General features: G+C 33.2%; 26 protein-coding genes. 13 read left to right on the top strand and 13 right to left on the bottom strand.

Annotated elements, in window-relative coordinates; translation table 11 throughout:
• Positions 1–67 precede the first annotated feature (67 nt).
• Positions 68–901, top strand: coding sequence for an oxidoreductase (locus BP17_RS10850; RefSeq protein ID WP_035054254.1), 834 nt, complete (start codon positions 68–70; stop codon positions 899–901).
• Between the two features lie 481 nt (positions 902–1,382).
• Here the strand turns inward: BP17_RS10850 and BP17_RS10845 are convergent, their stop codons facing one another.
• Entirely contained in the window at positions 1,383–1,784 is a 402-nt protein-coding gene (locus BP17_RS10845; protein WP_035054251.1) for a hypothetical protein, read from the bottom strand.
• A 281-nt stretch (positions 1,785–2,065) separates the two neighbouring features.
• Here BP17_RS10845 and BP17_RS10840 point away from each other — a divergent pair, with 281 nt between their 5' ends.
• Together BP17_RS10840 and BP17_RS10835 are read left to right on the top strand one after the other, a co-directional pair.
• Positions 2,066–2,320 (top strand): type II toxin-antitoxin system Phd/YefM family antitoxin, encoded by a 255-nt coding sequence (locus BP17_RS10840; RefSeq protein WP_035054248.1) that lies wholly within the window; start codon positions 2,066–2,068, stop codon positions 2,318–2,320.
• Between the two features lie 17 nt (positions 2,321–2,337).
• Positions 2,338–2,571 (top strand): Txe/YoeB family addiction module toxin, encoded by a 234-nt coding sequence (locus BP17_RS10835; RefSeq protein WP_035054247.1) that lies wholly within the window; start codon positions 2,338–2,340, stop codon positions 2,569–2,571.
• Between the two features lie 145 nt (positions 2,572–2,716).
• Here BP17_RS10835 and BP17_RS10830 read toward each other — a convergent pair whose 3' ends face one another.
• The 3 genes from BP17_RS10830 to BP17_RS10825 form a co-directional block, all read right to left on the bottom strand.
• On the bottom strand, positions 2,717–3,175 hold the full coding sequence (locus tag BP17_RS10830) for a helix-turn-helix domain-containing protein (protein WP_035054246.1): 459 nt from the start codon (positions 3,173–3,175) through the stop codon (positions 2,717–2,719).
• Positions 3,176–3,800: 625 nt separating this feature from the next.
• Positions 3,801–3,956 carry a hypothetical protein gene (locus BP17_RS13450; RefSeq protein ID WP_156956031.1) on the bottom strand — a complete coding sequence of 52 codons (156 nt, stop codon included), beginning with the start codon at positions 3,954–3,956 and terminating at the stop codon, positions 3,801–3,803.
• A gap of 353 nt (positions 3,957–4,309) precedes the next feature.
• Positions 4,310–4,834: a DUF308 domain-containing protein gene (locus tag BP17_RS10825; RefSeq protein ID WP_035054245.1), complete on the bottom strand. Its 525-nt coding sequence runs from the start codon at positions 4,832–4,834 to the stop codon at positions 4,310–4,312.
• A gap of 282 nt (positions 4,835–5,116) precedes the next feature.
• Between BP17_RS10825 and BP17_RS10820 the strand changes: the two genes are divergently transcribed.
• The 3 genes from BP17_RS10820 (at position 5,117) to BP17_RS13445 (ending at position 8,537) form a co-directional block, all read left to right on the top strand.
• A complete protein-coding gene (locus BP17_RS10820; protein WP_035054244.1) occupies positions 5,117–6,226 on the top strand; it encodes a M20/M25/M40 family metallo-hydrolase in 1,110 nt (369 codons plus the stop codon).
• 312 nt (positions 6,227–6,538) lie between these two features.
• Positions 6,539–7,702, top strand: coding sequence for a hypothetical protein (locus BP17_RS10815; RefSeq protein WP_035054243.1), 1,164 nt, complete (start codon positions 6,539–6,541; stop codon positions 7,700–7,702).
• A gap of 658 nt (positions 7,703–8,360) precedes the next feature.
• A complete protein-coding gene (locus BP17_RS13445) occupies positions 8,361–8,537 on the top strand; it encodes a hypothetical protein (protein ID WP_156956030.1) in 177 nt (58 codons plus the stop codon).
• 128 nt (positions 8,538–8,665) lie between these two features.
• Here the strand turns inward: BP17_RS13445 and BP17_RS13160 are convergent, their stop codons facing one another.
• The 4 genes from BP17_RS13160 to BP17_RS10800 all read right to left on the bottom strand — a co-directional run bounded on the left by BP17_RS13160 (position 8,666) and on the right by BP17_RS10800 (position 11,414).
• Positions 8,666–8,935, bottom strand: a complete 270-nt coding sequence (locus BP17_RS13160; RefSeq protein WP_232219619.1) for a hypothetical protein — start codon at positions 8,933–8,935, stop codon at positions 8,666–8,668.
• Positions 8,936–8,988: 53 nt separating this feature from the next.
• Complete coding sequence (locus BP17_RS13155) at positions 8,989–9,531, bottom strand: HTH domain-containing protein (RefSeq protein WP_051910527.1); 543 nt, start codon at positions 9,529–9,531, stop codon at positions 8,989–8,991.
• Positions 9,532–9,682: 151 nt separating this feature from the next.
• Entirely contained in the window at positions 9,683–9,856 is a 174-nt protein-coding gene (locus tag BP17_RS13440) for a hypothetical protein (RefSeq protein WP_156956029.1), read from the bottom strand.
• 286 nt (positions 9,857–10,142) lie between these two features.
• Positions 10,143–11,414: a DEAD/DEAH box helicase gene (locus BP17_RS10800; RefSeq protein ID WP_035054242.1), complete on the bottom strand. Its 1,272-nt coding sequence runs from the start codon at positions 11,412–11,414 to the stop codon at positions 10,143–10,145.
• 646 nt (positions 11,415–12,060) lie between these two features.
• Between BP17_RS10800 and BP17_RS10795 the strand changes: the two genes are divergently transcribed.
• Positions 12,061–12,885, top strand: coding sequence for a CPBP family intramembrane glutamic endopeptidase (locus tag BP17_RS10795; protein ID WP_035054241.1), 825 nt, complete (start codon positions 12,061–12,063; stop codon positions 12,883–12,885).
• 226 nt (positions 12,886–13,111) lie between these two features.
• Here BP17_RS10795 and BP17_RS10790 read toward each other — a convergent pair whose 3' ends face one another.
• The 3 genes from BP17_RS10790 to BP17_RS10780 are packed head-to-tail and all read right to left on the bottom strand — an operon-like array spanning position 13,112 to position 14,468.
• Entirely contained in the window at positions 13,112–13,399 is a 288-nt protein-coding gene (locus BP17_RS10790; RefSeq protein WP_035054240.1) for a putative quinol monooxygenase, read from the bottom strand.
• A gap of 17 nt (positions 13,400–13,416) precedes the next feature.
• Complete coding sequence (locus tag BP17_RS10785; protein ID WP_035054239.1) at positions 13,417–14,046, bottom strand: nitroreductase family protein; 630 nt, start codon at positions 14,044–14,046, stop codon at positions 13,417–13,419.
• Between the two features lie 2 nt (positions 14,047–14,048).
• The gene (locus BP17_RS10780; protein ID WP_035054238.1) at positions 14,049–14,468 is read right to left on the bottom strand and encodes a MarR family winged helix-turn-helix transcriptional regulator; all 420 of its coding nucleotides are present in this window, start codon (positions 14,466–14,468) and stop codon (positions 14,049–14,051) included.
• A gap of 731 nt (positions 14,469–15,199) precedes the next feature.
• Here BP17_RS10780 and BP17_RS10775 point away from each other — a divergent pair.
• The 6 genes from BP17_RS10775 (at position 15,200) to BP17_RS10750 (ending at position 19,718) form a co-directional block, all read left to right on the top strand.
• On the top strand, positions 15,200–15,511 hold the full coding sequence (locus BP17_RS10775) for a hypothetical protein (protein ID WP_035054237.1): 312 nt from the start codon (positions 15,200–15,202) through the stop codon (positions 15,509–15,511).
• A 145-nt stretch (positions 15,512–15,656) separates the two neighbouring features.
• Entirely contained in the window at positions 15,657–16,103 is a 447-nt protein-coding gene (locus BP17_RS10770; RefSeq protein ID WP_035054236.1) for a GNAT family N-acetyltransferase, read from the top strand.
• A gap of 258 nt (positions 16,104–16,361) precedes the next feature.
• The gene (locus BP17_RS10765; protein ID WP_035054234.1) at positions 16,362–17,564 is read left to right on the top strand and encodes an NADH-dependent flavin oxidoreductase; all 1,203 of its coding nucleotides are present in this window, start codon (positions 16,362–16,364) and stop codon (positions 17,562–17,564) included.
• Positions 17,565–17,743: 179 nt separating this feature from the next.
• Entirely contained in the window at positions 17,744–18,148 is a 405-nt protein-coding gene (gene arsC, locus BP17_RS10760) for an arsenate reductase (thioredoxin) (protein ID WP_035054233.1), read from the top strand.
• Positions 18,149–18,438: 290 nt separating this feature from the next.
• Positions 18,439–18,864, top strand: coding sequence for a MarR family winged helix-turn-helix transcriptional regulator (locus tag BP17_RS10755; RefSeq protein ID WP_035054232.1), 426 nt, complete (start codon positions 18,439–18,441; stop codon positions 18,862–18,864).
• Positions 18,861–19,718 (top strand): SDR family oxidoreductase, encoded by an 858-nt coding sequence (locus BP17_RS10750; protein WP_035054231.1) that lies wholly within the window; start codon positions 18,861–18,863, stop codon positions 19,716–19,718. Before BP17_RS10755 ends, BP17_RS10750 begins: the two co-directional genes overlap by 4 nt.
• A gap of 613 nt (positions 19,719–20,331) precedes the next feature.
• Here the strand turns inward: BP17_RS10750 and BP17_RS10745 are convergent.
• Together BP17_RS10745 and BP17_RS10740 are read right to left on the bottom strand one after the other, a co-directional pair.
• Positions 20,332–21,315 carry a LacI family DNA-binding transcriptional regulator gene (locus tag BP17_RS10745; protein WP_035054230.1) on the bottom strand — a complete coding sequence of 328 codons (984 nt, stop codon included), beginning with the start codon at positions 21,313–21,315 and terminating at the stop codon, positions 20,332–20,334.
• Positions 21,316–21,319: 4 nt separating this feature from the next.
• Positions 21,320–22,816, bottom strand: a complete 1,497-nt coding sequence (locus tag BP17_RS10740; protein ID WP_035054229.1) for a sucrose-6-phosphate hydrolase — start codon at positions 22,814–22,816, stop codon at positions 21,320–21,322.
• Positions 22,817–22,964 lie beyond the last annotated feature (148 nt).

The raw sequence follows: 22,964 nt of genomic DNA, 5'->3' as shown, positions 1-22,964 counted from the left end.
TTACTATTGACTTAAAGTTAACTTCAAGTGTTATGCTATTTGTAGACAAATTGAAGGAGTGAGTAAGTTGAGACAAAACAATAAAGTTTGGTTAATTACAGGTTGTTCGACAGGTTTCGGTAGAGAAATTGCAATCCATGCGATAAACGCAGGTTATAAGGTAATTGTAACCGCTAGAAAACCAGAAACACTGACAGATCTAAAGAAATTGAATGAAAAGAACGTCTTAGTATTACCTCTCGATGTGACCGATAAAAAGCAAGTGAATGAAGCTGTTCAGAAAAGTATAGACGCCTTTGGTCAAATAGATGTATTAATAAATAATGCTGGAATTGGTTATTTTAGTTCCGTTGAGGAGAGTTTAGAAGAAGAGACTCGCAACATGTTTGAAATTAACTTCTGGGGCTTAATGAATATGACAAATGCCGTTCTTCCAACAATGAGAAATCAAAAATCAGGCCATATTATTAACTTTTCATCTATTGGTGGTCTAGCTTCCTTCCCTTCATTGGGATACTATCACGCAACGAAATATGCCGTAGAAGGAATTTCAGAAAGCTTAGGTCAAGAGCTAGCATCTTTTAACATTAAGGTTTCGTTGATTGAACCAAGTTCATTCCGGACCGATTGGGCAGGACGGTCTTCGGTAAAAACAGAATCCAAAATCTATGCAGACACTATAGGTATGATGATTCAAGGAACTGAAAAAGGCAGTGGTAATGAACCTGGAAACCCTGCAAAAGCAGCGGAAGCGATCATCGCGATTGTTGAATCACCAAATCCGCCACTTCGACTTTTATTAGGGCAAGCGGCTTATCAAGTGGCGACTCACAAATATACCTCTCTTTTGGATACTATTGAAGAATGGAAAGAAACAACCGTAACAGCAGATTACGAATAATTCATAAAACCTCCTGACCAAAAATTGGTTAAGGGGTTTTTTCTTAAAGATGTAGTTCACTGTCAAAACTACAAATGGACCGATCTTGACCGTTTGGAAATTAATTTATTATTTTTTTAAAATTTATAATTACATGCCTACATATAGTTAGTACTCTTATCAAGCGTAATTTTTTTGCTACAGATACTTTAAAGAAAGATACTAAAAGAATGGAAATATATAAATAAAATAAATTGAGGAATAAAAATTTGTCAGGCTATTATTCTTCAATTTATTTTATTTAAGTGTTTATTAGAAGCACTTTATTACTTAACAGAGAAAAAGCTTATTATATATTACCAATAAAAATGTCTACTCATATTACTTTTAAGATGAAAAAAGAACCTTGTAGAATCAAGGTTCTAGATAAACGAATGTATGTAATTACATGCATCTGCATAAAAAAATATATTATGAGTTACACTTCTATTATTATATTTTTTTATCTATTGTACTCAATTTTTTCTTTGAAAAATATTACATCAGTAAAAGCTATACCAAAAGATATACCCAAGCTATTAGAAAAAATTTTTAATAAATCTATTTTAGAGGGTCTAAGTATGTAACCAAAAAAATAATTCAAAGTACTCAACAAAATAAAGATGGTAATAAATTTAAATATTTTTTTTCTTATATAAACCCATTTAAGCGTCCTTGCATTTACAATGGCTATCAAAGGAACATATATTAGCATGAAGAATGTAAAAAATATATACCCCATTAAAAATTTAAAAGAAATAGTATTGTCTATGTTTTTATAAACAATAAAAAACGATATCATAGTCGCCAATAAAAATAAACTATAAAAAAATTTTGTTAAAAGTAATTTTTTATTCTTTTTCATTTAGTACCTCTCTCAAGTTGTTAGGATCTAACTATTGTCCAACAATTTTTGACTAAATTATATCATTAAATATACTAATTAACATGACTATGAAGGCACTTATATTCCTTATCGTTTCTTTTATTAGAATTATTTGCTCTATGACAAACTTAGGTACTCATGAAAAGCAGTAAATACAATACTCCTGATACATGCATTTAAGCAATCTTGTATATTCATAACAAATCGACGTACTCGTTTGAGTACGTTATAATAAAAGAAACCAAAAGGAGGAATAACTTATGTTGATCGTAAACCCTAGCCAAGCTAGAAAAGTCTTTTACCAACTACTGAAAGACGTCAACAAAACCAACGAACCCGTCTATATCTCTGGTAAAAATGAAGAAAGTGCAGCGGTTATGGTCAGTAAAAAAGACTGGGACACGATTCAAGAAACCTTATACCTTCAATCTTCTGGCGTAGCGGATGTAATCCAACAGCGTGAAAAAGAAAATGAATTTGTTGCACTGGAGAATATCGATTGTGATACTCTATAAAGTTAGCAAAATCAACGATGAAAGACCTTGGAAATTTAAAATCGGCTCATTTAGATCAAAAGTTTAAAGATATAATGGAAATTTTAAAAGAAAATCCGTTTCAAAATCCACCGCCTTATGAGAAGTTAGTCGGAAATTTAAAAGATAAGTATTCACGTCGATTAAATATCCAGCATCGGTTGGTTTACTCGGTTGATAATGACGCAAAAGAAGTCATTATTTGGTCGGCTTGGACGCACTACGAAAGATAGCAACATACTTTAAAAAAGTATGTTGCTATCTTTTTTTGTCTAAAATGATGAGAAAAAAACTCTTAGCAAAAAAGGGTCCTCCATACATGTTTTTATCCAATTTCATGTATTATAATAACTGTTTGTCTTATCCGGAGTATCGTAGCTATCTGTCTTTAAACTTATTCATTTGTTTCTTAATAAAACTAACAAGAAACAGTACTAGTCCAATAAATATAAATAAATAACCTAAGGGGATAAGAAAAAATAAAGGTTCATGTAAAAAACCGTTACTATCTATTTCTGATTTTCCGAACCCACTTATCACAAATAAAATGCCTCCAATAAGCATTAATAAAATGCTTATTATATTAAGTCGAGCTTTTTTTGTTTCATTTCCATCTTTTACTAACTTGTTTGTCATTGTATCGTCTCCTAAAATAAGTTGATCAAGGGAAATATTAAATAGTTTTGCAATCGTAACAACCATTTCTAAATCAGGAAGATTTCTACTATTTTCCCAACTCGATATAGTTTGTCTAGAAACATTTAATTTTTGAGCTAATTGTTCTTGTGTTAAATGATTATTTGTTCGAATTTTTTTTATTTGACCATTAAATTTCATTATGTCCCATTTCCCCTGTCCACCTCTTTATATCGTATAACGCATTAAAATTAAAGATTGTCTCACAAGCACTACTAACTATTTTTTGATTGCCTGACAAGCATTGTTGATTTATAAGCAATTAAGTAACATTAATTATCGTTTTTTTATTTTCGATTGTAGGTGTTACTACTTATATAGTAACACCTTTAGCTCTATTTTCCGTTATGATCTATCATGAATAAGAGGTATTGATCACGTCATAAACAAACGTTTTTGTGCTTTATATAGACGAATTACTCAATAAAACTCCGCCGAAAAAATCAAATACAACTCTTTTAAAAATCATTTATGAGATGGATTCTGAAGATTTAATTGAACTTCTTCTTTTAGGAATCAATCTACTACTTATTCTTTTTGTTTTTTTTTAATCTAGTAGTTACTAAATTAAAAAAAATAACCTTAAAGTAATAAGGATCTCGATACATTACTTTATGTAGTTTCATATATTCTTAATTTCACTATATACTACTAGTAATAGTGGCTATTATTACAAATAATAATAGTAGAACAATCGAGATAGTAGCTAAGAAAAATATTCCCAAGAAAACTAATCTACTTTTTTATCCATTGGAATGTTTGATATTTAAAAAGCTACGATGAACAAGCCAACAAGATTCGTGAGCAGCCAGGCTACTCCTGTTAGATTATTATAATCAGTAAGTCTGATTAAAAAGTATCCGATCATACAAATTTGGATAACTAAAAAACTTATTTTAATAGTCTTTAATTGTTTTCCCAAAAAATTCCTCCTCGATATAATTTCCAATCAATTTCTTATGTTTTAATAAGAAAATTATACCCTTTTAAAAGAAAAAAAGAACCTTAAACTAATAAGGTTCTCAATACATGAATCTATGCAATTTCATGTATTAATTTTTGAATAACTGATAAGATCTAAAGTACCTTTATATAATTTCCCGGAAAAGTAATTACATAAATAAAAATAAAAAATCAGAGATCAAAAAAATTTTAATCTGGCTCTTGTTTCAAGGTCTTTTAAAAAAGATACCTATAAAAGATACTCCCTGTAATTGAAATAGACCCTATATGATGGACATTTTAAAGACTACTGGAACCTGAGTGTTAAAGAAATTATACATCGGACAAATCAGGTATGATAAAGTACATAACAATATGATTTATACCAGTAAAAATTAATTGGAAGGAAACCGTCCAATAGAAAATGGCTACTGCTAATTGCGGGTCAAGTAAGGATTGGAATCCAAACCAAATCACTAAAACATTAAAAAAAATTGCCAGCCACTTTACATTATGATTTGATTTTAAAATAGCAATCGTGTTTACGACGGCTAAAACAATCATCATGATAACAACAAAGTAGATCATTAAAGCTGCTCCTCTTGCAGGATTTCTTAAAAAAAAGACTACACCAAAACCACTAAATAAAATCCCTTCTACTATACGAAACAATTTGTATTTAAGGCCTTGCGTTAAAATTATCCCATCAATGATAATGACAATTCCGATAAGAGTGAGTGCAGTTCCGATAATCATTAGAAATAAAGAACCTTGGCGGATAGGATTTGACATGAACAATAGTCCTAAAATATACAAAAGAATTCCTTGAGCCAAAAATTTCAAGCGTTCTTTTCTCATGTGTATTCCTCCTGTCTTTTGATACAGCGAGCTTATAATTACAACTAAAAAAAGTCAATTGATTGGATTGGAATTCACAGTGTATATAGCGAGGTAGAATAATGGTGAAAACAGGTGATATCTATCATAATGTAAAGTATAAACAAAGTTCAATTATATCTTGAAATCAAATTCTACGCCCCACACTAACTCATTATCTAAATGATCATAAATAAACGGCTAAATCACGTTTACAATAAGTAGGTTTTTATTAAAATATCTAAAGATCAGGAGGGAAAAATGATGATGAATGAACGAGTTGTTGAGACCTTTGTTGAGTTAGTTAAAATTGATTCTGAAGCTAAAGATGAAGGGAAGTTTCAAACATTTCTTAAAACGAAATTTGAAGATTTTGGATTGAATGTCTATGAAGATAACACTATGGAACAAACAGGGTTGGGAGCAAACAATCTTTTATGCACATTAAAAGGTGAGGAAGACAGACCTTCGTTGTTCTTTTCAGCTCATGTAGATACAGTAGCTCCCGGTAAAGGTATCAATCCACAAATACGTGAGGGAGTTATCTATTCTGATGGCACAACTATTTTAGCTGCCGATAATAAAGCCGGAATCGCGGTTATGCTGGAACTGATTGAAGAGCTTCAGGAAGGGAACATTCCTCATGGGACAATTGAGTTTATTTTAACCCCTGGTGAAGAGATTGGGTTGATTGGGGCTAAGGGCTTTGATATGACTAAGATGGTAGCTACGCAAGGATTTGTGCTAGACAGCGGAGGCCCTGTAGGTAGTATTGTAATGAGTAGCCCTACTTTGATGGGATTAGAAGTAGATATTGCCGGGGTTACTGCACATGCTGGATTAGAGCCAGAAAAAGGCGTTTCAGCGATTGAAATTGCGGCCAAGGCCATCTCAAATATGAAATTAGGACGATTAGATGTAGAGACAACCGCCAATATTGGAACAATCAATGGTGGTGTGGCTAGTAATATTGTCGCAGATAAAGTAAATGTTACTGCAGAGGCACGTTCAGTTTCTCAAATGAAATGTGAAGAACAAATCAACCATATGATAACGCAATTTAAAACGGTTACCCATGAATTAGGTGGGGATGTGAGTTTTAAAACCGATACGAAATCTGTTGGTTATCACTTTGAAGAAGAGAATGACTTAGTCAAACAGGTAGCACAAGTTATCTCTCAAATGGGACGTTCTGTTACTTATGAAATCAGTGGCGGTGGTAGTGATGCTAACGTTTTTAATGCTAATGGTAAGGAAGCCTTAAATTTGTCGATTGGCTATGAAAAAATTCATACAACGAATGAATACTTGCCGATTACTGAATTAATAAAAGCGGTTGAGTTAGCTTACCAATTAGTGATCCATGTCCGCTGAGATTACTTTTTAAAGAAAAGAGGCGAAGAAATTAAAGAAAGTAATCATACAAATCTCAATTGTTGCCTTGGCAGTTATTCTAATCGGTATTAATATAAATATGTTTTTAGGACCACATCATGTTGCAACTAGAGGAGTAAGTGGGACTGGGATTTTTGCTAAGAGGTCTATAGGATTGATTGGCTTCAAAGGTGGTAGACGAAGTAAACATAAGTGCCTTTATGATTGCGTATCATGTCTCAGAAGTTTATAGCTTAGGTTTTACTTATTTACCAATAGGGTAAGTATAAATGGAAATGGGGAGTGAGAAAAATGAATCCTGTTTTAGCTTTCACTATTATTATGTTGGTGTGGACGATCAGTGACCTGATATCGAAGAAAACAAAGTCACTGATTTCCTCATTATTAGTAGCTTCTCTTGTTTTTCTAATCGGCTTTAAGACGAACATCATGCCAAAAGACATTTTGACCAGTTCATCTTTGCTTGGTTTAGGGACAACGGTTGTTGGTTTTATTATTGTTCATATTGGAACGATGATTAGTATCGCTGAATTGAAGAAACAATGGAAGACAGTGGTAATTGGCATTTCAGCCGTTATGGGAATAACGTTTTCTTTATTGTTGGTTGGTCCGTTATTTGAAACGCGAAATTATGCTATAGCAGCAATCGGGGCAGTTAGTGGCGGGACAATTTCAATCATTATTGTTCAAGAAGCGGCTTTAGCAGCAGGTTTGCTTTCAACGGCAGTTTTACCTGTCTTGATTTCCGCTATACAAGGATTGTTTGGTTTCCCTTTCACATCCATTATTTTGAGAAAAGAAGCGCGTCGCTTACAAGCAGAGTATCGAGCAGGTACTTTGAAAGTGGATAAAAAAGAAGAAGGCCATGTGGAAGAAAAAGGAAAGTTACCCGCTATGTTCAACACCACCGCGGGGACACTGTTTGTAGTTGGGGTAATTGTTTTAGTTGCTATCTTTGTTGACAATCTCACCAATGGCATTTTGAATACTTTTATTGTCGCTTTGCTAATTGGGGTAACTTTACGAGCAACAGGAATTTTGAGACCAAACATTCTAACTGGAATCGATGCTTACGGCTTGATGATGCTCGCTATCTTAATTATTATCTTTGGTCCTTTGGCAACCATTGAACCACAAGCTTTATTCGAGATGATTGTACCAATCATCTTATCATTCCTAGTCGGAGTTGGCGGAAATATCCTATTCTCAGTGATTGCCGGTAAGTTGTTAGGCTACAGTATACCAATGTCTATGGCAGTTGGTTTAACCTCCTTATATGGTTTCCCAGGCACAATGATTTTAAGTCAAGAAGCGGCCAAAAGTGTGGGGGAAACGGAAGAAGAAATTGCAGCTATTGAAGGACAAATTTTGCCAAAAATGATTATCGCTGGTTTTTCAACGGTAACGATTACTTCCGTATTAATAACGAGTGTAATAGTCGGATGGATCGGTTAGTTGAATAAAAGGGGAAAAAGAGGCTGAAACAAAACCCAAGCCTCTTTTTTATCATAAATATTTGCTCTCAGTTCTGTAGCTAAATCCGCCTAATTGTTTGGGTTTGATCCTTTTCCATGTAGCCTATGATTGGTACAATAAACTAGATTATTTTTAATCCTTAAGAAATATGCATTTATTAAAAATACTTGGTTACTCATAGTTCCCTCTTTTTTTTGAAGTATGCAATTAATTTCCATTGCTCCTTTAAGCATCCTAAAATCGATTATAAGAAATATCAAACAAATTATAGGGTTTATTTCATCAACTTTTTATCTAAAGTAATTTCAGTTTATTTTTTTGATAATTGTGCACGTTTTAAAGCATGGGCTACATTGTTAAGGGTCTTAAGTATTTAGGGACTTGCCCTGCATGAGAGATAGCGAGTATTCTACAAAATTTGTTTTTGCAGATTTTTTAAAAGATCTTCTTGCTCGTTTATGTTTGAATTTTTTATGGGAATAATTTAGTACATTATTTTGTACTATATCCTTGCAGGGTGAGGTAATTAAATCAGTCAATATTATTGAAAGTCGATTAATTTTGGTTCTATAAAAACAATAAATCTAAAAAAATAAAAGATTGATAAAAAATATAACAGCCACTATGGAGGGCATGTATGAAAAAAGAATCGGGAATTTTAATTGGTATATTACTATTTATCATTTTAATAACGGCTAAACTATGGTTAAAAGCAACATTCGAAATTCAACTACTTGGTATGGTAACTTTATTTGCAGTTTCTTGGTTCTTGAAATATAAAATTATGAAAAAAATTAAACGAAAAGGAAAGTAAAAAATATGTTACAAATGGTTTAATCATAAGAATGTGTAGAATAGAAATGAAGCTCAATGATGATAATAATTTTTAAATTTCACAATAGATTGCTAATTTTGGTTGATTTCATATATAAAAAGAATCCACTAATCTATGAAATGGCCCCCCTGATCTGAATGGATAAAGGCATTTTCATGTAGCGTTGCGCCATCTTTTACGGTTGATAAATAACCCATGAGCCCTTTGGTTCCAGGTAAATAAGTGATATCTGTTAATAGAACTTTATGGGCTATTCCTTGATCAAACTGACGCTTTAACTTGTTCCCAACAGTGCTGTGTTCTTTGGTGGCTTTTGCCATTCTTCTATAAGGATTTGCTTTACGAATAGGACAGAGGATATTAAATTTTCTCATCAAGCGCTGTATCTTCTTACGATTGACGATGATATTTAGAATATTTTTGAAGTGCTTTACAATGCTTCGAGAACCTTTCTTGTAACCACGGTAGTTATAACTTTTTCAATTTGCATTCTCCAAACTTGATCTTCCTCATCACGTGCATTTCTACTATCTAAACCTTTAAGATAGTTGTAGTAACCTGAACGAGAAGCACTCAGCGCTTTACAGGCATTTACGAGGGTTCCTGTATAGGAACCCTCGGTTCTCATTTCATGGATTCTTGAAAAGATGTTACTAGTCTTTTCGCTTTTTTCTGGCCTCCTTTCGCTCCATTCTGATTTTTTTAACAAGTCATTTTCTGCTCCTAATAATAGAATTTTGGCTTGTAATTTTTCAATTTGTTGCTCAAGGGTTAAGGCTGTTTTCCGTGGTCTACTCGCGAATGATTTCATCCTGCTTTCACCAATCATTTCCGGATCAAATCCAGCTTCAATAAATAGTTGCTTAGCCGTTTTCAATCCCAATGATTCTGAAATAAAGTGGCGTTTGAATTCATCAGTATAAGTAATACTTTTCTCTGATACATTTTTAACGTATGGGTTTACTTTTAACACTTAAATTTGTTCTGGTGTGAATGTTACTTTTGACATTTAGCTGCTCCTTCCTACACGAAGTGCAAGTGATTTAAATTATGAACTTGAAGAAAGTAACGTTTCTTCAACTATCACCGTATTCTTCTTTATATCAGAATACAAAAACAGACCTCTATAGAGAGCACTTTTTTTTAGTGTCCATTCTAGAGTGTCCATTTTCTAGTCTTTTTCTTTTTTTTCTTTCTTCTTCTCGTCCTTCGTCATGAACCATTTGTTCTAATTCACGTTCCCAACGAGCATCGTTTCCCCAACCTATTAAATTTACTTTCTTTTTATTTGTCCGCATCTCCTGCTGGTAATTCACTGTGGCGGATATCATGAATGCGAATGATGAATAAAAAGATCTACAATTAATTCAGTTAAAATTTGATCGCCAAAATTAAGATTTTATAGACAAATTAAGAGGCTGGAGGAGAAATTTTTTCAAATAAATACACTTTCACTACTGAACAAATGATTCAGTAGTGAAAGTGTATTTATTTGTATGTTCTTTGATTGTAAATCGATGATTTCCTCTACTTCACCTAAGTCATTACCGATGTAAAAGAGGGTGGTTTTGTCAACCGGTTATTTTACGTGTTTTTCGTTTGTACACGAGGTCTTTGTGCGGCTTTTTGACCGCCTCTTCGACCTTGTTTCTTTTTTGATTGTGTTCCATTATTGCGCGTGGTAACTGTTTTTCTCGCCTGCTGTGTTGGTGCTTGAGTGCCTTCTTTCAACAGATAAGGATGGTCTTTTATGACTGGAACTTTCCTCTTACTAAGTTTTTCAATGTCGCGCAACAAGTCTGATTCTGTTTCATCACAGAAAGAGATAGCTTTTCCGCTTAGCCCTGCGCGTCCTGTACGGCCGATACGGTGAACGTAGGTTTCTGGAACTTCAGGCAAGTCAAATTGGATAACTTGCGAAAGCTCAGGCACATCGATACCACGGGCTGCAATATCTGTCGCTACGAGAACGCTAGTTTTCATGGTCTTGAAGTTTTCTAAAGCTTGCTGACGCGCATTCTGGGACTTGTTGCCGTGAATCGCTTCGGCGGAGAAACCCGCTTGCAAAAGTTTTTTGACGATTTTGTTGGCGCCATGCTTGGTTCTGGAGAAGACTAGAGAGCGCTCAACCTGCTTATTCTTCAAAAGATGGATAAGTAGGTTAGTTTTGTCGGTCTTGGCTACGTGATAAACGCTCTGTTGGATGACTTCAACAGTTGATGAAACCGGATTGACCACCACTTTTACCGGGTTTGATAAAATGGTTCCTGCAAGTTTTTCGATTTCTTTCGGCATCGTTGCTGAAAAGAACATGCTCTGACGTTTCTTAGGCAATTCGCGGATAATATGGCGTACATCACGTAGCATTCCCATATCCAACATCATATCGGCTTCATCCAAGACGAAGAAATCAACCTGGTTCAGTTTGACATATCCTTGTCTGATAAGGTCCAATAGTCTGCCTGGCGTCGCGACTAGGATATCCGTTCCGCGTTTCAGCGTGGCTGTCTGAGGATTCTGGGAAACGCCACCAAAAATTACTTGGATATTCAATGGAAGGTATTTAGCGTATATTTGGAAACTTTCACCGATTTGTATGGCAAGTTCACGGGTAGGAGCAAGGATTAAGGCTTTGATGGCACCTTTTCCAACTGTTTTTTCTTCCATAATATTTTGAAGAATGGGTAAGGCAAAGGCAGCTGTCTTACCAGTACCAGTCTGGGCACAACCCAATAAGTCCTTGTTGTTCATCAGATGCGGAATGGCATCCTCTTGGATAGGCGTTGCTTTCGTATAACCGGCCTCTTCCAGTGCGTGCAATAGGTGTTGGTTCAATTCTAATTCATTAAATAACAAGTTGTTCTCCCTCGGCATGTTATACATGCATTTGATTTTTGTGAATGTGTTTCGGATTAGGTTGGTTTAGCATACAAGAGTCTGACTATCTTTCAAAAACCGACCTGATCCGAACAGGTATATAGTTTCTCTGAGAAATAGTGTGACTGGCTTATTGTATCAGAAATGGAAGTTAGAGTCATATTATTTTATTTTTGAGAAAGAATATGAGATATCCAATATATACAAGTATAACAATGGTATATTTTAACTATATATACCCACGGAAGGTTAAACAGAACAATCTATAAAAATATAAAAATTGACTATATATAACTATCGAACAATCAGTATTTCCCCTTACCTCATAAGGTACTTAAATCAGGACATCATAGTCAAAATTTAAGGGTTTTGACTATAGTATCTTCTATAATAACTGATCTCTCAAAAATAGTATTCTTAAAATGAAATGCTTTAAGATTGGACACTATGATATGACATTAATAATTAGTGGTAAAATGAGCACACAACATGTTAATAAGTACATAGTTTGGAGGAATAGTAAATTAGAGTAGATTTAGAAAAAAATTACTTCTTTGTGGATACTTCATTTGGAGATAGTGATTATTTAGATGATTTTATTGGCGAGAGTTATGGGGGATAAAACATGAAAGAAGAGAGTCAATCGCTAAAACAAATCGGACTTTTTCTTATTTATACTTTTTCTATAACTTGGTTGTCTTGGTTGATGATTATTGTAGGAAATAACTATTTTGATGCTCTTTGGTATGGAGAACCGTTATTTTGGATACCGATGTTAATTGGTGGGTTAGGACCTGCCTTTGGCTCTTATATTATGTATCGGAAGTACAATAAAGAGTTTGGCAGAAAATCTTTTTTTAAGTTTATTTTTGGCAAAAAAATAGATAGGCAAGCATTGCTGATAGTTGGAGTATATCTAATTTGGCGTTTTTTGATGGTTTGGATGGCATTTGGAATCAAGGAGCCTATAGCCATTCTATATATGTTTTTAAATTTGCCACTTTTCATAATTGGAGGTGGACTTGAGGAATTAGGTTGGCGTGGATATTTGCAACCTAAATTAGAGAAGATAGTTAATTATGTTCCCTCGGTCTTAATTGTGGGAATCATATGGAGTTTGTGGCATTTGCCATTATGGTTGATAAAAGGGTCACCTCAAAGTGCGATACCTTTTGGATTATATCTATTTTTAGGAATAGTCCTATCTTTCACATTCACGACCATCTACAAATATACAAAGAACCTATTGCTCTGCGTTTTAAGTCATGCCTGGTTAAATGGATGCATTGGGTTAGCAGTTTATATAGGTAGTGCAGGATACTTGCAATTAAATTTGACCTGGAAAGTATTTTTAGTTTTTATTCTTGAACTAATAGTGTCCGTTATTTTAGGAAAAGTATATAATCGTAAGAATTCCATAAAAAATAATAGGAAAAATATATTGTCATAAAATTAGAATGGACCCTATAGAAGGAACACTAAAAAAGTGTTTTCTATAGGATCCATTTTTGTATACTTTAAACTAATAGCAATCTTGTGCCTTCAAGAGATTCTGTTGATAAAAATGCACCGTAGAGGCTATCCTAACCCAATGAATCTATTATATGCTCCTTGGGTTTTGAGTAATCCATTAAGTGACTTTTGACTTAATTCTTTCTGATCTTTATAGCCATAATTTATTCACTTAATTCGGAGATTTTTAAGTCTGGTGCTTTTGTACTGAAATTAGCTATTTTACCAAATAAACTTTGTAGTAAAGAACTTTGATTATGATTATTAATTGCAGCTTGATCTTTCCAAAGTTCTACCATAATGAAAGCATTTCTTTCTTCTAGTGATTCGTAAAGATTGTAAGCTAAACAACCTTCTTCTTTTCTAGTTTCTGAAATTAATTCTTTGGTATCTGATAGAAAATTCTCACGTTGATCTTCTTTGATAAAAAATGAGGCATTAATAACTTTCATTTGATAATCTTCCTCTCTTATTTAAAAGTAGTGAATTCTTTTGCATCAAGTCGAATAGAATTATATCCTTCTTCTAATGCTTTACCAATGGATAGAATCATGACAGGTACATAACGGTCTTTATTCAAGCCAAATGCTTCTGCTAATTGATCAGCTTCAAATCCACCAATAGGATTGGTATCATATCCATGAGCACGTGCGACTAGCATAAATTGCATAGCAGCTAAACTAGAATCAATTTTCACGACATCATTCATTGCTTCTCTAGTTAAATTTTTGTAATAAGGGATGATTGCAGCTAATTGCTCATCTCTCACTTGAGGAGACATTTTACCTTCAATGACTGCTTGATTATAAATTTCTTCTCCATACTCATAACATTCCATATCCCCAAATATAAGGATCATTGCTGAAGACGTATCATTTTGTCTTGTGTTGAAACGAATTAAAGGTTTCAATTTTTGTTTTTCTTCAGGACTCTCGACAACTACGAAACGCCAAGGCTGCATATTTACTGATGACGGTGCAATAGTTGATTTCTGGATCATTTCAAGCATTTCTTTATTAGAAATTTTGACACTTTCATCGTACACTCTGATAGATTTTCTATTATAAGCGATATCTGAAAAATTATTATTTACTGTCATTTTTAAACCTCTTCTTGTTTGATTAGTTTTTTAAGCAATAGTTGCAATTGTTTTTCTTCTGTAGAACTAAGCACATTATATAAGGGATTTTGTGGTCTATCATGTTCTTTCTCACAGGTTTCAAGATCCATTTTGGCTTTTTGGGTAATTTCTACGAAGAATTCTCGATTATTTTCTTTATTTCTTTCTCGAGTCACGTATTCTTTTTCTTCTAGAATTTTCAAATGTCTCGTAACGGCAGCGCTATCTATACCTAACCTATGCTGTATTTCCTTTTGAGAACATTTCCCTGTTTCTTTAAGCATCATCATTAATTCATATCTGGTCAAACTAAACCCAGTTACTTTTTCAAATTTGGATGTCAGTTCCTGGTTCGCAATCTTTATCTGATAAAGAAGGCTACTAAATTCTCTAAGATTCAAACTACACCTCCTTTTAAAGTTATAGTTGACTCGTCAATCATTGACCAGTCAACTATAACCTTAAAATCTTGTTTTGTAAATAAAAAAAATATAAATAATTCATATTTTCATTATTTTAGTTGTGATAGCTAGTTTAATGGGATTGATCACTGTAACAAGGAACGAATTAATTGCAAATGCTATAAATGAACCATGATCAAAAGGGGAAGATTTATAAGCTTTTTTTTATTCTTTTATTATGAAACTACTTAATTTCACCTGAATAATTCATAATTTCTCTAGAACCTATCTAGAAAATTAGTATAACGCTAATTTTATTGATAATGAAAGGCTATTTCATATAAGATTAGGTTAGCATGAAAATTAATGAGGATTTATAGATAGGTACATAATAAAGGTATAGGAAGCAGGAGACTGAAATTAAAAAAACAGGTGAAAAAAAATATCAAAAAAATGCATTATTGTATTTCATTATTTTTATATGCAGTATTATTATTATCATTTTAAATATTTTATTTGCTCTTGCATTTAAAGAGAGCATTCTGAATCTAAGCATGGCGACAGGTGTTCTATTATTTTTCTATTCCTGGCAAAATTTATTTTCGGAGAAAAAGTAAAATTGAAGATCTCGAATAGCTAAAAAATTCGTTTCTAAATAAGAGCTAAAAAAGATTCTGATTGCTTATTTGCTTATTAGGTTAGTTCTAAAGTGAGGGAAGGAGATTCCAAATATGGATTCAGTCTTAGAAATTTCACGTACTTTAGCACCACTTTTAATTGTGTGTGGTATAGCTGTTTTTGTAGTATTTAGAATGAAAGATAAATATGAAAAAGAGACCTTGGGGAAGAAGCAATCAAAAGAAGCTCAGATGGTATTAGATAGTTTAATACCGTTTGGAATGATAATGGGTTGTATTGTGGCCATAATTCTTAGTTTGTTCTTATCAAGTTCTTTACTAAATATGATCGTTTTAGGTTCTGCATTTGGCTTATTATTTGGTTACTTTGCTTATGAAATTTATAGTAAAATGGAAGAAAAGTAAGACTAGAAAGAATAGCAGTAACAACACATGAGCGACTATAATGTACCAGTTGAATCTTTGCTTCAAAAATAGGATTTTACACAGGATGATTATTTTAAAGGAATTGGTCAGTTAAACTATTGGTAAAAAAGGGGGAAGAGAAACTGTGGAGTGGAAAATAAAAACATTTAACGAATTGAGCAACGATGAGTTGTATGAAATTCTAAAAATTAGAAGTGAAGTATTTGTAATAGAACAGCAGTGTATTTATGAAGAATGTGATGGCAAAGACAAAAAAGCCTATCATTTATTTGGAGAAGAAGATGGAGAAATTCTGGTATATTTACGGATACTCGAGAAAGGTGTTTCATTTAATGAAGTATCTATAGGAAGGGTATTAGCTAATAAAAAATATCGTAGCAAGGGACTTGCAAAAGAGATGATGTCACGTGCAATAACATTTATTGAGGATAATTTGAATGAAAAAGTAATTAGAATATCTGCACAGGAGTATTTGCTGAAATTCTATTCGAGTTTAGGATTTGTAAAGGTTTCGCAGGTGTATTTGGAAGATGGCATTCCACATATGGAAATGGTATACAATAATCTTTAGAAAATATGAAAAGTTAAAAAAATGATCTTCAAACAGTTATTGAATAAGTATTGAAATATTATTTGCAACGCAAATAGCTGGGGCATAAGCATGGTAGCGACTCCTAAATGTTAGAGTGAAATCTAAAATTTGGAGGTCGCTACCTATAGGGTATGTTTTAAGTTGAACAAAGTTCCTTTTTATTGAAAGCGCATACTTGTTAACCTATAATAGAAGTAGAGTTGTGAAGTGAAAAATAAAAAGTAAAGGAGCATAATTATGAATTCGAAATATGGAAAGTTATTTGAAGAAGTGACGTTTAATAATGGTGTAAAGCTAGACACACGTTTTGCGATGGCACCAATGGTAGTGGATGGTTCTTCTCTGGAAGGAGATGTAACAGAAGAAGATATCAAATACTTTGAAAGACGTGCAAATGCAGCCTCTCTATTAATCTCAGGTGCTGCTGCAGTAACTGAATATGGGAATGCATTTGGTTACGCACTAGGGATTTACCGCGATGAGCAATTGGATGGTTTGACTCAATTGGCCACGAGCATGAAATCGAAAGGGAATAAAGCGATTTGCCAAATTTTCCACCCAGGTCGGGAAGCAAAAGTCACCTTCCAACAGCACGGTGTGGTGTATGGCCCAAGTTCAATGGATGTTGACTTTTTAGATTATCCAATTACCGGATTAACCGAAGAGCAGGTTGAAGAGGTAATTGATCAGTATGTGAAGGCAGCAGGGCGGGCAATAGATGCAGGATTTGACGGTGTAGAAATTCACGGTGCAAACCACTACCTAATTCAGCAATTCTTCTCTGAAATATCCAATAAGCGAAATGATAAGTGGGGAGGCAAACGTGAAAACCGTGCCGCCTTTGGGATAGAAATTACAAAACGAGTGAAAGATTTAGTAACGAAGCGTGGCAAGAAAGATTTCATTATCGGTTACCGGATCAGCCCGGAAGAGATCCATGGGAATAAAGCAGGATATACACTAGACGATTCTCTCTATCTAATTGATAAGATAGCTGATTTAGGGATTGATTATATTCATTCCTCATTATGGGGGGCAAAAGCGTATAAATCGAAAGCCCTAATGGGAGATCATGAAGGTGAAATTATCAACCAAGTGATCCATGAATTGCTTGCTGGCAGAACCAAACTAATCGCAGCAGGTGACATATTGAGTGCCGATGCAGCCTTGGATGCTCTAAACTATACGGATATCATCGCTATGGCTTCAGCTGTTCTTATGGATCCTGATATAAAGCAAAAAATTAAAAATGGTCAAGAAGAGACAATCAATTTTGATGTAACCAATCGTTATGATGATTTGGCATTACCGAAACACTTCCCAATCATGCTACCAGCAGTTAATGCGAACGGACATATCCCACAAGCAACATTTGACTATATTAAAACGGTAATGCTTGAAGAAGATAGAAAGTACACTTTGGAAAATAAAAATATCTAATAACTATTTCAGATAAAAGTTTTCCCACAGTTTTACTCATATGAATTTCTGATAATCAACCAAAATATAGTGATCAAAAATAAGAGATTGCCATTTTAATTATGCAACCCCTTATTTTGATTAGTATATTTTTTATTTAAAATCGTATTCAAGTATTCTAAACAATATGGAGGATAACTATGAGAAGAATTTATTTCTTATGTACAGGTAACTCATGTCGAAGTCAAATTGCTGAAGGTTATGGTCACAAATTTTTAGACTCAAAAGAGTTTGAAGTAAGAAGTGCAGGAATTGAAACACATGGATTAAACCCGAGAGCAGTCAAAGTAATGGCAGAAGACGGCATAGATATTACTACGCAGACATCCAATCTGATCGATACCGATTACTTCAACAAAGCTGATTTAATTATCACGTTATGTGGTGACGCAAGAGACAAGTGCCCAGTAATACCAGCGGGAGTGATGCATGAACATTGGGGACTGGAAGATCCCGCTAAAGCGACGGGTACTGAGGAAGAAATACTAAATGTGTTTCGTAAAACAAGAGAAATAATCAAAGAAAAAGTAAAAGCAATCAGATGAAAATTCTGATTAGGACAAAACATAAAAGAATATTGATAGTAGCGACTCCCAAAAGCTAGAGTGAAATCTAAATTTTGGAGGTCGCTTTTTCATGGCAAAAAATAATGTCCATTTAAGTTGAAGCAAAAGAGTTTTTCTTTGTTAATTTTTATTTTTTAGTAACAGCTTAACCACACGCACAATATATGCTGGTAACCTTTACTATTTGGAATTTCTTCGTCATAAATTGACACGTGTTTTTTTATTCGTTAAAACATAGTTAGTCAAACTAACTATGTTGAGGTGTATTTATGAAAGAAAGTATATTGGATAGTATGGATGTTGTTTCAAGGTTTTGTCGTCTACAAATGAATAAAAAAATGGCTATACCTATAAGAGCCAGTGAGATGGGTGCATTAATATACGTTCAAAAAAATGAGTCCCAAGTTACACCGCTTATGATAAGCCATTTCTTCGGAATAGCAAAACCTTCTGTTACTGATATGGTCGATTCACTGATAAAGAAAACCTATTTAATTAAAATACCCTCTAAAATAGATAAAAGAAGTTATACGTTAGAAGTTACAGAAAAAGGCCATAAACTGCTTGAATCTACATCTAAAGAATACCTTAGATCCATGAGCTTTCTCGAAGAAAAAATGGGGCATCAAAAATTCGATTTATTTATTCAGTTGCTACAAGAAGCCAATGAACTATTAAGTGAGGAGTCAGAATGATGAAGGTATTAGTGACGGGTGCATCAGGTAATGTCGGAAAGTATGTAACAAGAGAATTAGTGAAACTTAAAGAGCAAGTAGTAGTTGCAGGTACAAATACTCAGAAACTAAGTGATCTATTTGGAAATAAGGTTGAATCTGTCTATTTTGATTTTCAAGACAAGACTACCTTTGACAAAGCTTTGGAGGGTGTAGATAGAGTATTTCTTATGAGACCTCCTCACCTTGGTAAGCCAGAGGATTTATATCCAATCATTGATGCATTTAAAACTCATGATATTAAACTAGTGACCTTTCTTTCGTTAATGGGTGTTGAAAATAATACAATACCTCCTCATCATAAAATTGAAAAATATATTGAAAAACTAGAAATTCCTTATGCTCATGTTCGCCCAGGATTTTTCATGCAAAATCTATCTGGTGTTCACTCTGTTGAAATCAGAGAAAAAAATGAAGTGTTTATCCCTGCTGGGAGAAGTGAAACAAGCTTTATTGATGCAGCTGACATAGGACTTGCAACAGCAGTGTTGCTTCATAATCCAGAAAAATACAAAAATACAGCACATACAATAACCGGTCCTGAGGCTTTAGATTACTTTGAAGTAGCAAAGATTTTAAGCAAAGTAACCGGAAGAAAGATTACGTATACAAAACCTGGCTATTTAAAATACAGAAATTATTACATTAAAAAAAGACGTTTAGATAAAACTTATGTTAACGTGACAGTGGCATTATATTTTATGACAAGAATGGGAACCGCTAAAGAAATTACTAATCGTTTTTATGAACTAACGCATAGAAATCCTCGTACATTTGAAGAGTTTTCTAAAGATAACCTTAAATACTTTACTTAATAAATAATTTGAGTACTAATTCAAATATGAAAAGATAAGTCCTTTAATCAAAATATAGCTATTTATTAGAGTAGTTTTTTTTAAAATAGTAGCAATACACAACAGTACTCTTATGGCTTATTTTGTAATAAACCATAAGAGTACTGTGTTTGTAAATTTATTCTGCCACAATTATAGACTTGGACTTTACGTCAAAATTAGATTCTAACTTTAATGAAGAAGTTACTGGAAGAAAAAATATCAAAGTATAGAAGGCTTTATTTATGAAGAAAATTCTAATATCAAGACCGATACCTCATCATAATTACTGTGGCCAAATAGACAAAATCATAAAGAAAGGGATAAAGCAGCTGCTGCTATAAAGCAAGCAGCCTAAAATATTATTAACTCTTATGTGCCTATTATTTTGTAATTGATTTCAAAACTTAAGATTAATGGAGAACTAAAAGAAACCTATTTATAGCTATTTAGTACTAGCTATAAATAGGTTCAGATTCAAGATGAGCATTTTTTATCAGCGCGATGTGTAATCTTTTTTAGATAATCGTACTAAAAAAGATATAATTCAATAATTCTGATTATAACATTTATAGATAGTAACTAGTGAAGCAAATCAAGATGTTTTTCCTTGGATTAACTTTACGGGAAGAGTATAAATGTTTTCTAGATTTTTTTCTGGATTCTTTATACGTTGAAGTAAAACATCAACTAATAAATCTGCAAAATCTATCATTGGCTGTGCAATAGTTGAAAGATGGGGGAAATAATTTTGAATAAACTTAGTACCATCATAGCCAATAAGTCTTATTGTTCCAGGTACAGAAATGGATAGCTCTTGGCAAAGATTATAAACTAAAATAGCTGTTAAATCATCTGTACAAAAAATACTATCAATATCTTCTAATTCAAGAATTCGTTTGATTTCTAGATTTTTTAAAGCTGTTGAACGCGCTTTTGTTTGGAATTGAAAAACAACAGGTTCTAATTCTTTTTCCTCTAAAAAGGTTAAATAACCATTTAACCGTTGGTTTGTAGGAGAGTTTGATTCTTGTGTTCCTGTTAAAATAGCTATTTTTCTTGCTCCATGAAGGTATAGATTTTCAGTAGCTAGATACCCACCTCTAAAGTTATCACTACCAACAATAGGGATACCATCCGCTAAGTACCGGTCAAAAGAAACGATGGGGAGTTCAATATTTTCATACTCTGTGATGCCTAAATTATGAGCACCAGCAATAATCCCATCTACTTTATTAGCTGAAAGCATGTTGACGTAGTTTCGCTCTTTTTCTTTATTATTAGCACTATCACAAAGAATTGTTTTATAACCAAGTTCAAATAATTTTGTCTCAAGATTTTCAACTAGCTCACCATAAAATGGATGAGAAACAGTTGGAAAAATTAAGCCTACTAATTGAGTACTTTTCCCTTGTAATGAACGAGCTAGCGAGTTAGGTTGATAATTTAATTCTTTCATAGCAGCATTCACTATATCAATTGTTTTTTGACTAAGTGATCCATAATTATTGATTACACGGGATACTGTTGTTGAAGAAACACCTGCTTTTTTAGCTACATCTGTTAATTTAATCGCCATAAATTCATTCCTCTGATCTCATTGAACGTAAAGTCCAAATATTTCCGGAAAATAGACTGTTTTCTCCTTCTAATATAATTCCTGTTTGGTCGTTATTAGGAAACACACGTGCAGTAACAACTTTTTGTCCGTCATTTATGAATATTTCAATAACTGAACGATCAACAAAAACCTGCAAAGAAAGAGTATCTTGAGGGATAGAAAAGCTACGTTGATTTTCAGATTCTCTCTCAAAATCCACACCATAATTTTCACGATTTATAGTAATTGTACCATTTACGGTGTTAAAAGAAAGCGTTAAAGCTGAATTTATTTGTTGATCTGTCAGAAGGGATAATGTACCTTTTGCACCTTGTTCTAATTGAAGATTTAATTCATAACTATTTTTAGTAGTTGAGAGCAATAATTTTTCTTCTGTTAAGCGTCCTTGTATTTGTTGTTTGTTTTCTCTTAATTCTTTAGTTTCTGAAGCGGGCAGTTGAATTAATTTTCCGTCTCTAAGTGATAATTCTTTTACTAAACTAAGACAATGTGCCCATCCTTCTTTATCTGAAGGGTAAGAAAGTTCAGGTAAACCAATCCAACTCACTGCTAAAGCTCGGCCATCAGGAGCATTGAATGCTTGAGTAGCATAGACATCAAATCCTTCATCTAGATTTTTTAAACTTGAAGGGGAAGTTAAGGTATTGGTTTCTATATCGAAAGAGTCAGCAGTAATATACGTATTTGGATAAATATTTTTATAAGATAAAATATTTTTATCTAAACCTTGAGGACAGAAAAGAAAGACGGCTTTACCTTCTATAAAAACTAAATTTGGGCATTCAACCATAAATCCCATTTTTTCTTTTGTAAAAGAAAGTTCACCAAGCAATTCCCAACTAATTAAATCTTTGCTCATATAAGTTAAAACTTTACCTTCTAGAGCATCATTTTGTGCTCCGATTATTAGATAGTATTTATCCCCTTGATGAAATACTTGAGGATCGCGAAAGTCATTAGTATAGCCTTTAGGAGGTGCAGCAATAAATGGTTTTTTTTCTTTAATAATATGGTTGCTTTTATCCATCCATGCACCTAATTGATATGAAGAACGTTCCCAACTCTTGTTGCGAACATTACCTGTATAAGCTAAAAAAAGCTTATCGTTTACAGCAAACGCAGATCCTGAATAAACACCGTGACTATCATAATCACTGTCAGGTAAGAGAGCCAAACCTTCTTTTTGCCAGTCAATTAAATTATCAGAAGTAAGATGAAACCATGATTTAACCCCATGAACCGGACCCATAGGATAAGCTTGATAAAACAAATGCCATTTTTTATTAAAGTAAGAAAAACCATTTGGATCATTTAATAAACCTGTTTGCGGTTGGATATGATAATTTAAACGCCAGTTAGAAGAATCGATTGACATTTTTAATTCTTTTACATAATCAACGGACCATTGATCATAAGTCTTGTAGCGCAATTCAGTTGTCCAATCTTTAATAAGAGACATAAGTAAACTCCTTTTCGTAAGCGTATTCTAATTCTAATTTTACAATTATAATTTGTTATTGTCAAACGTTTAACAATGATTATAGATGTTTAATGTTTGTAGGAAATACATAGTAGCAATTATTAAAAAGTTTAATTGTCAAACGTTT

Origin of the sequence: Carnobacterium pleistocenium FTR1 (assembly GCF_000744285.1) — a bacterium.
GTDB lineage: Bacteria > Bacillota > Bacilli > Lactobacillales > Carnobacteriaceae > Carnobacterium_B > Carnobacterium_B pleistocenium.
This window is presented reverse-complemented; position numbering and strand designations above follow the sequence as displayed.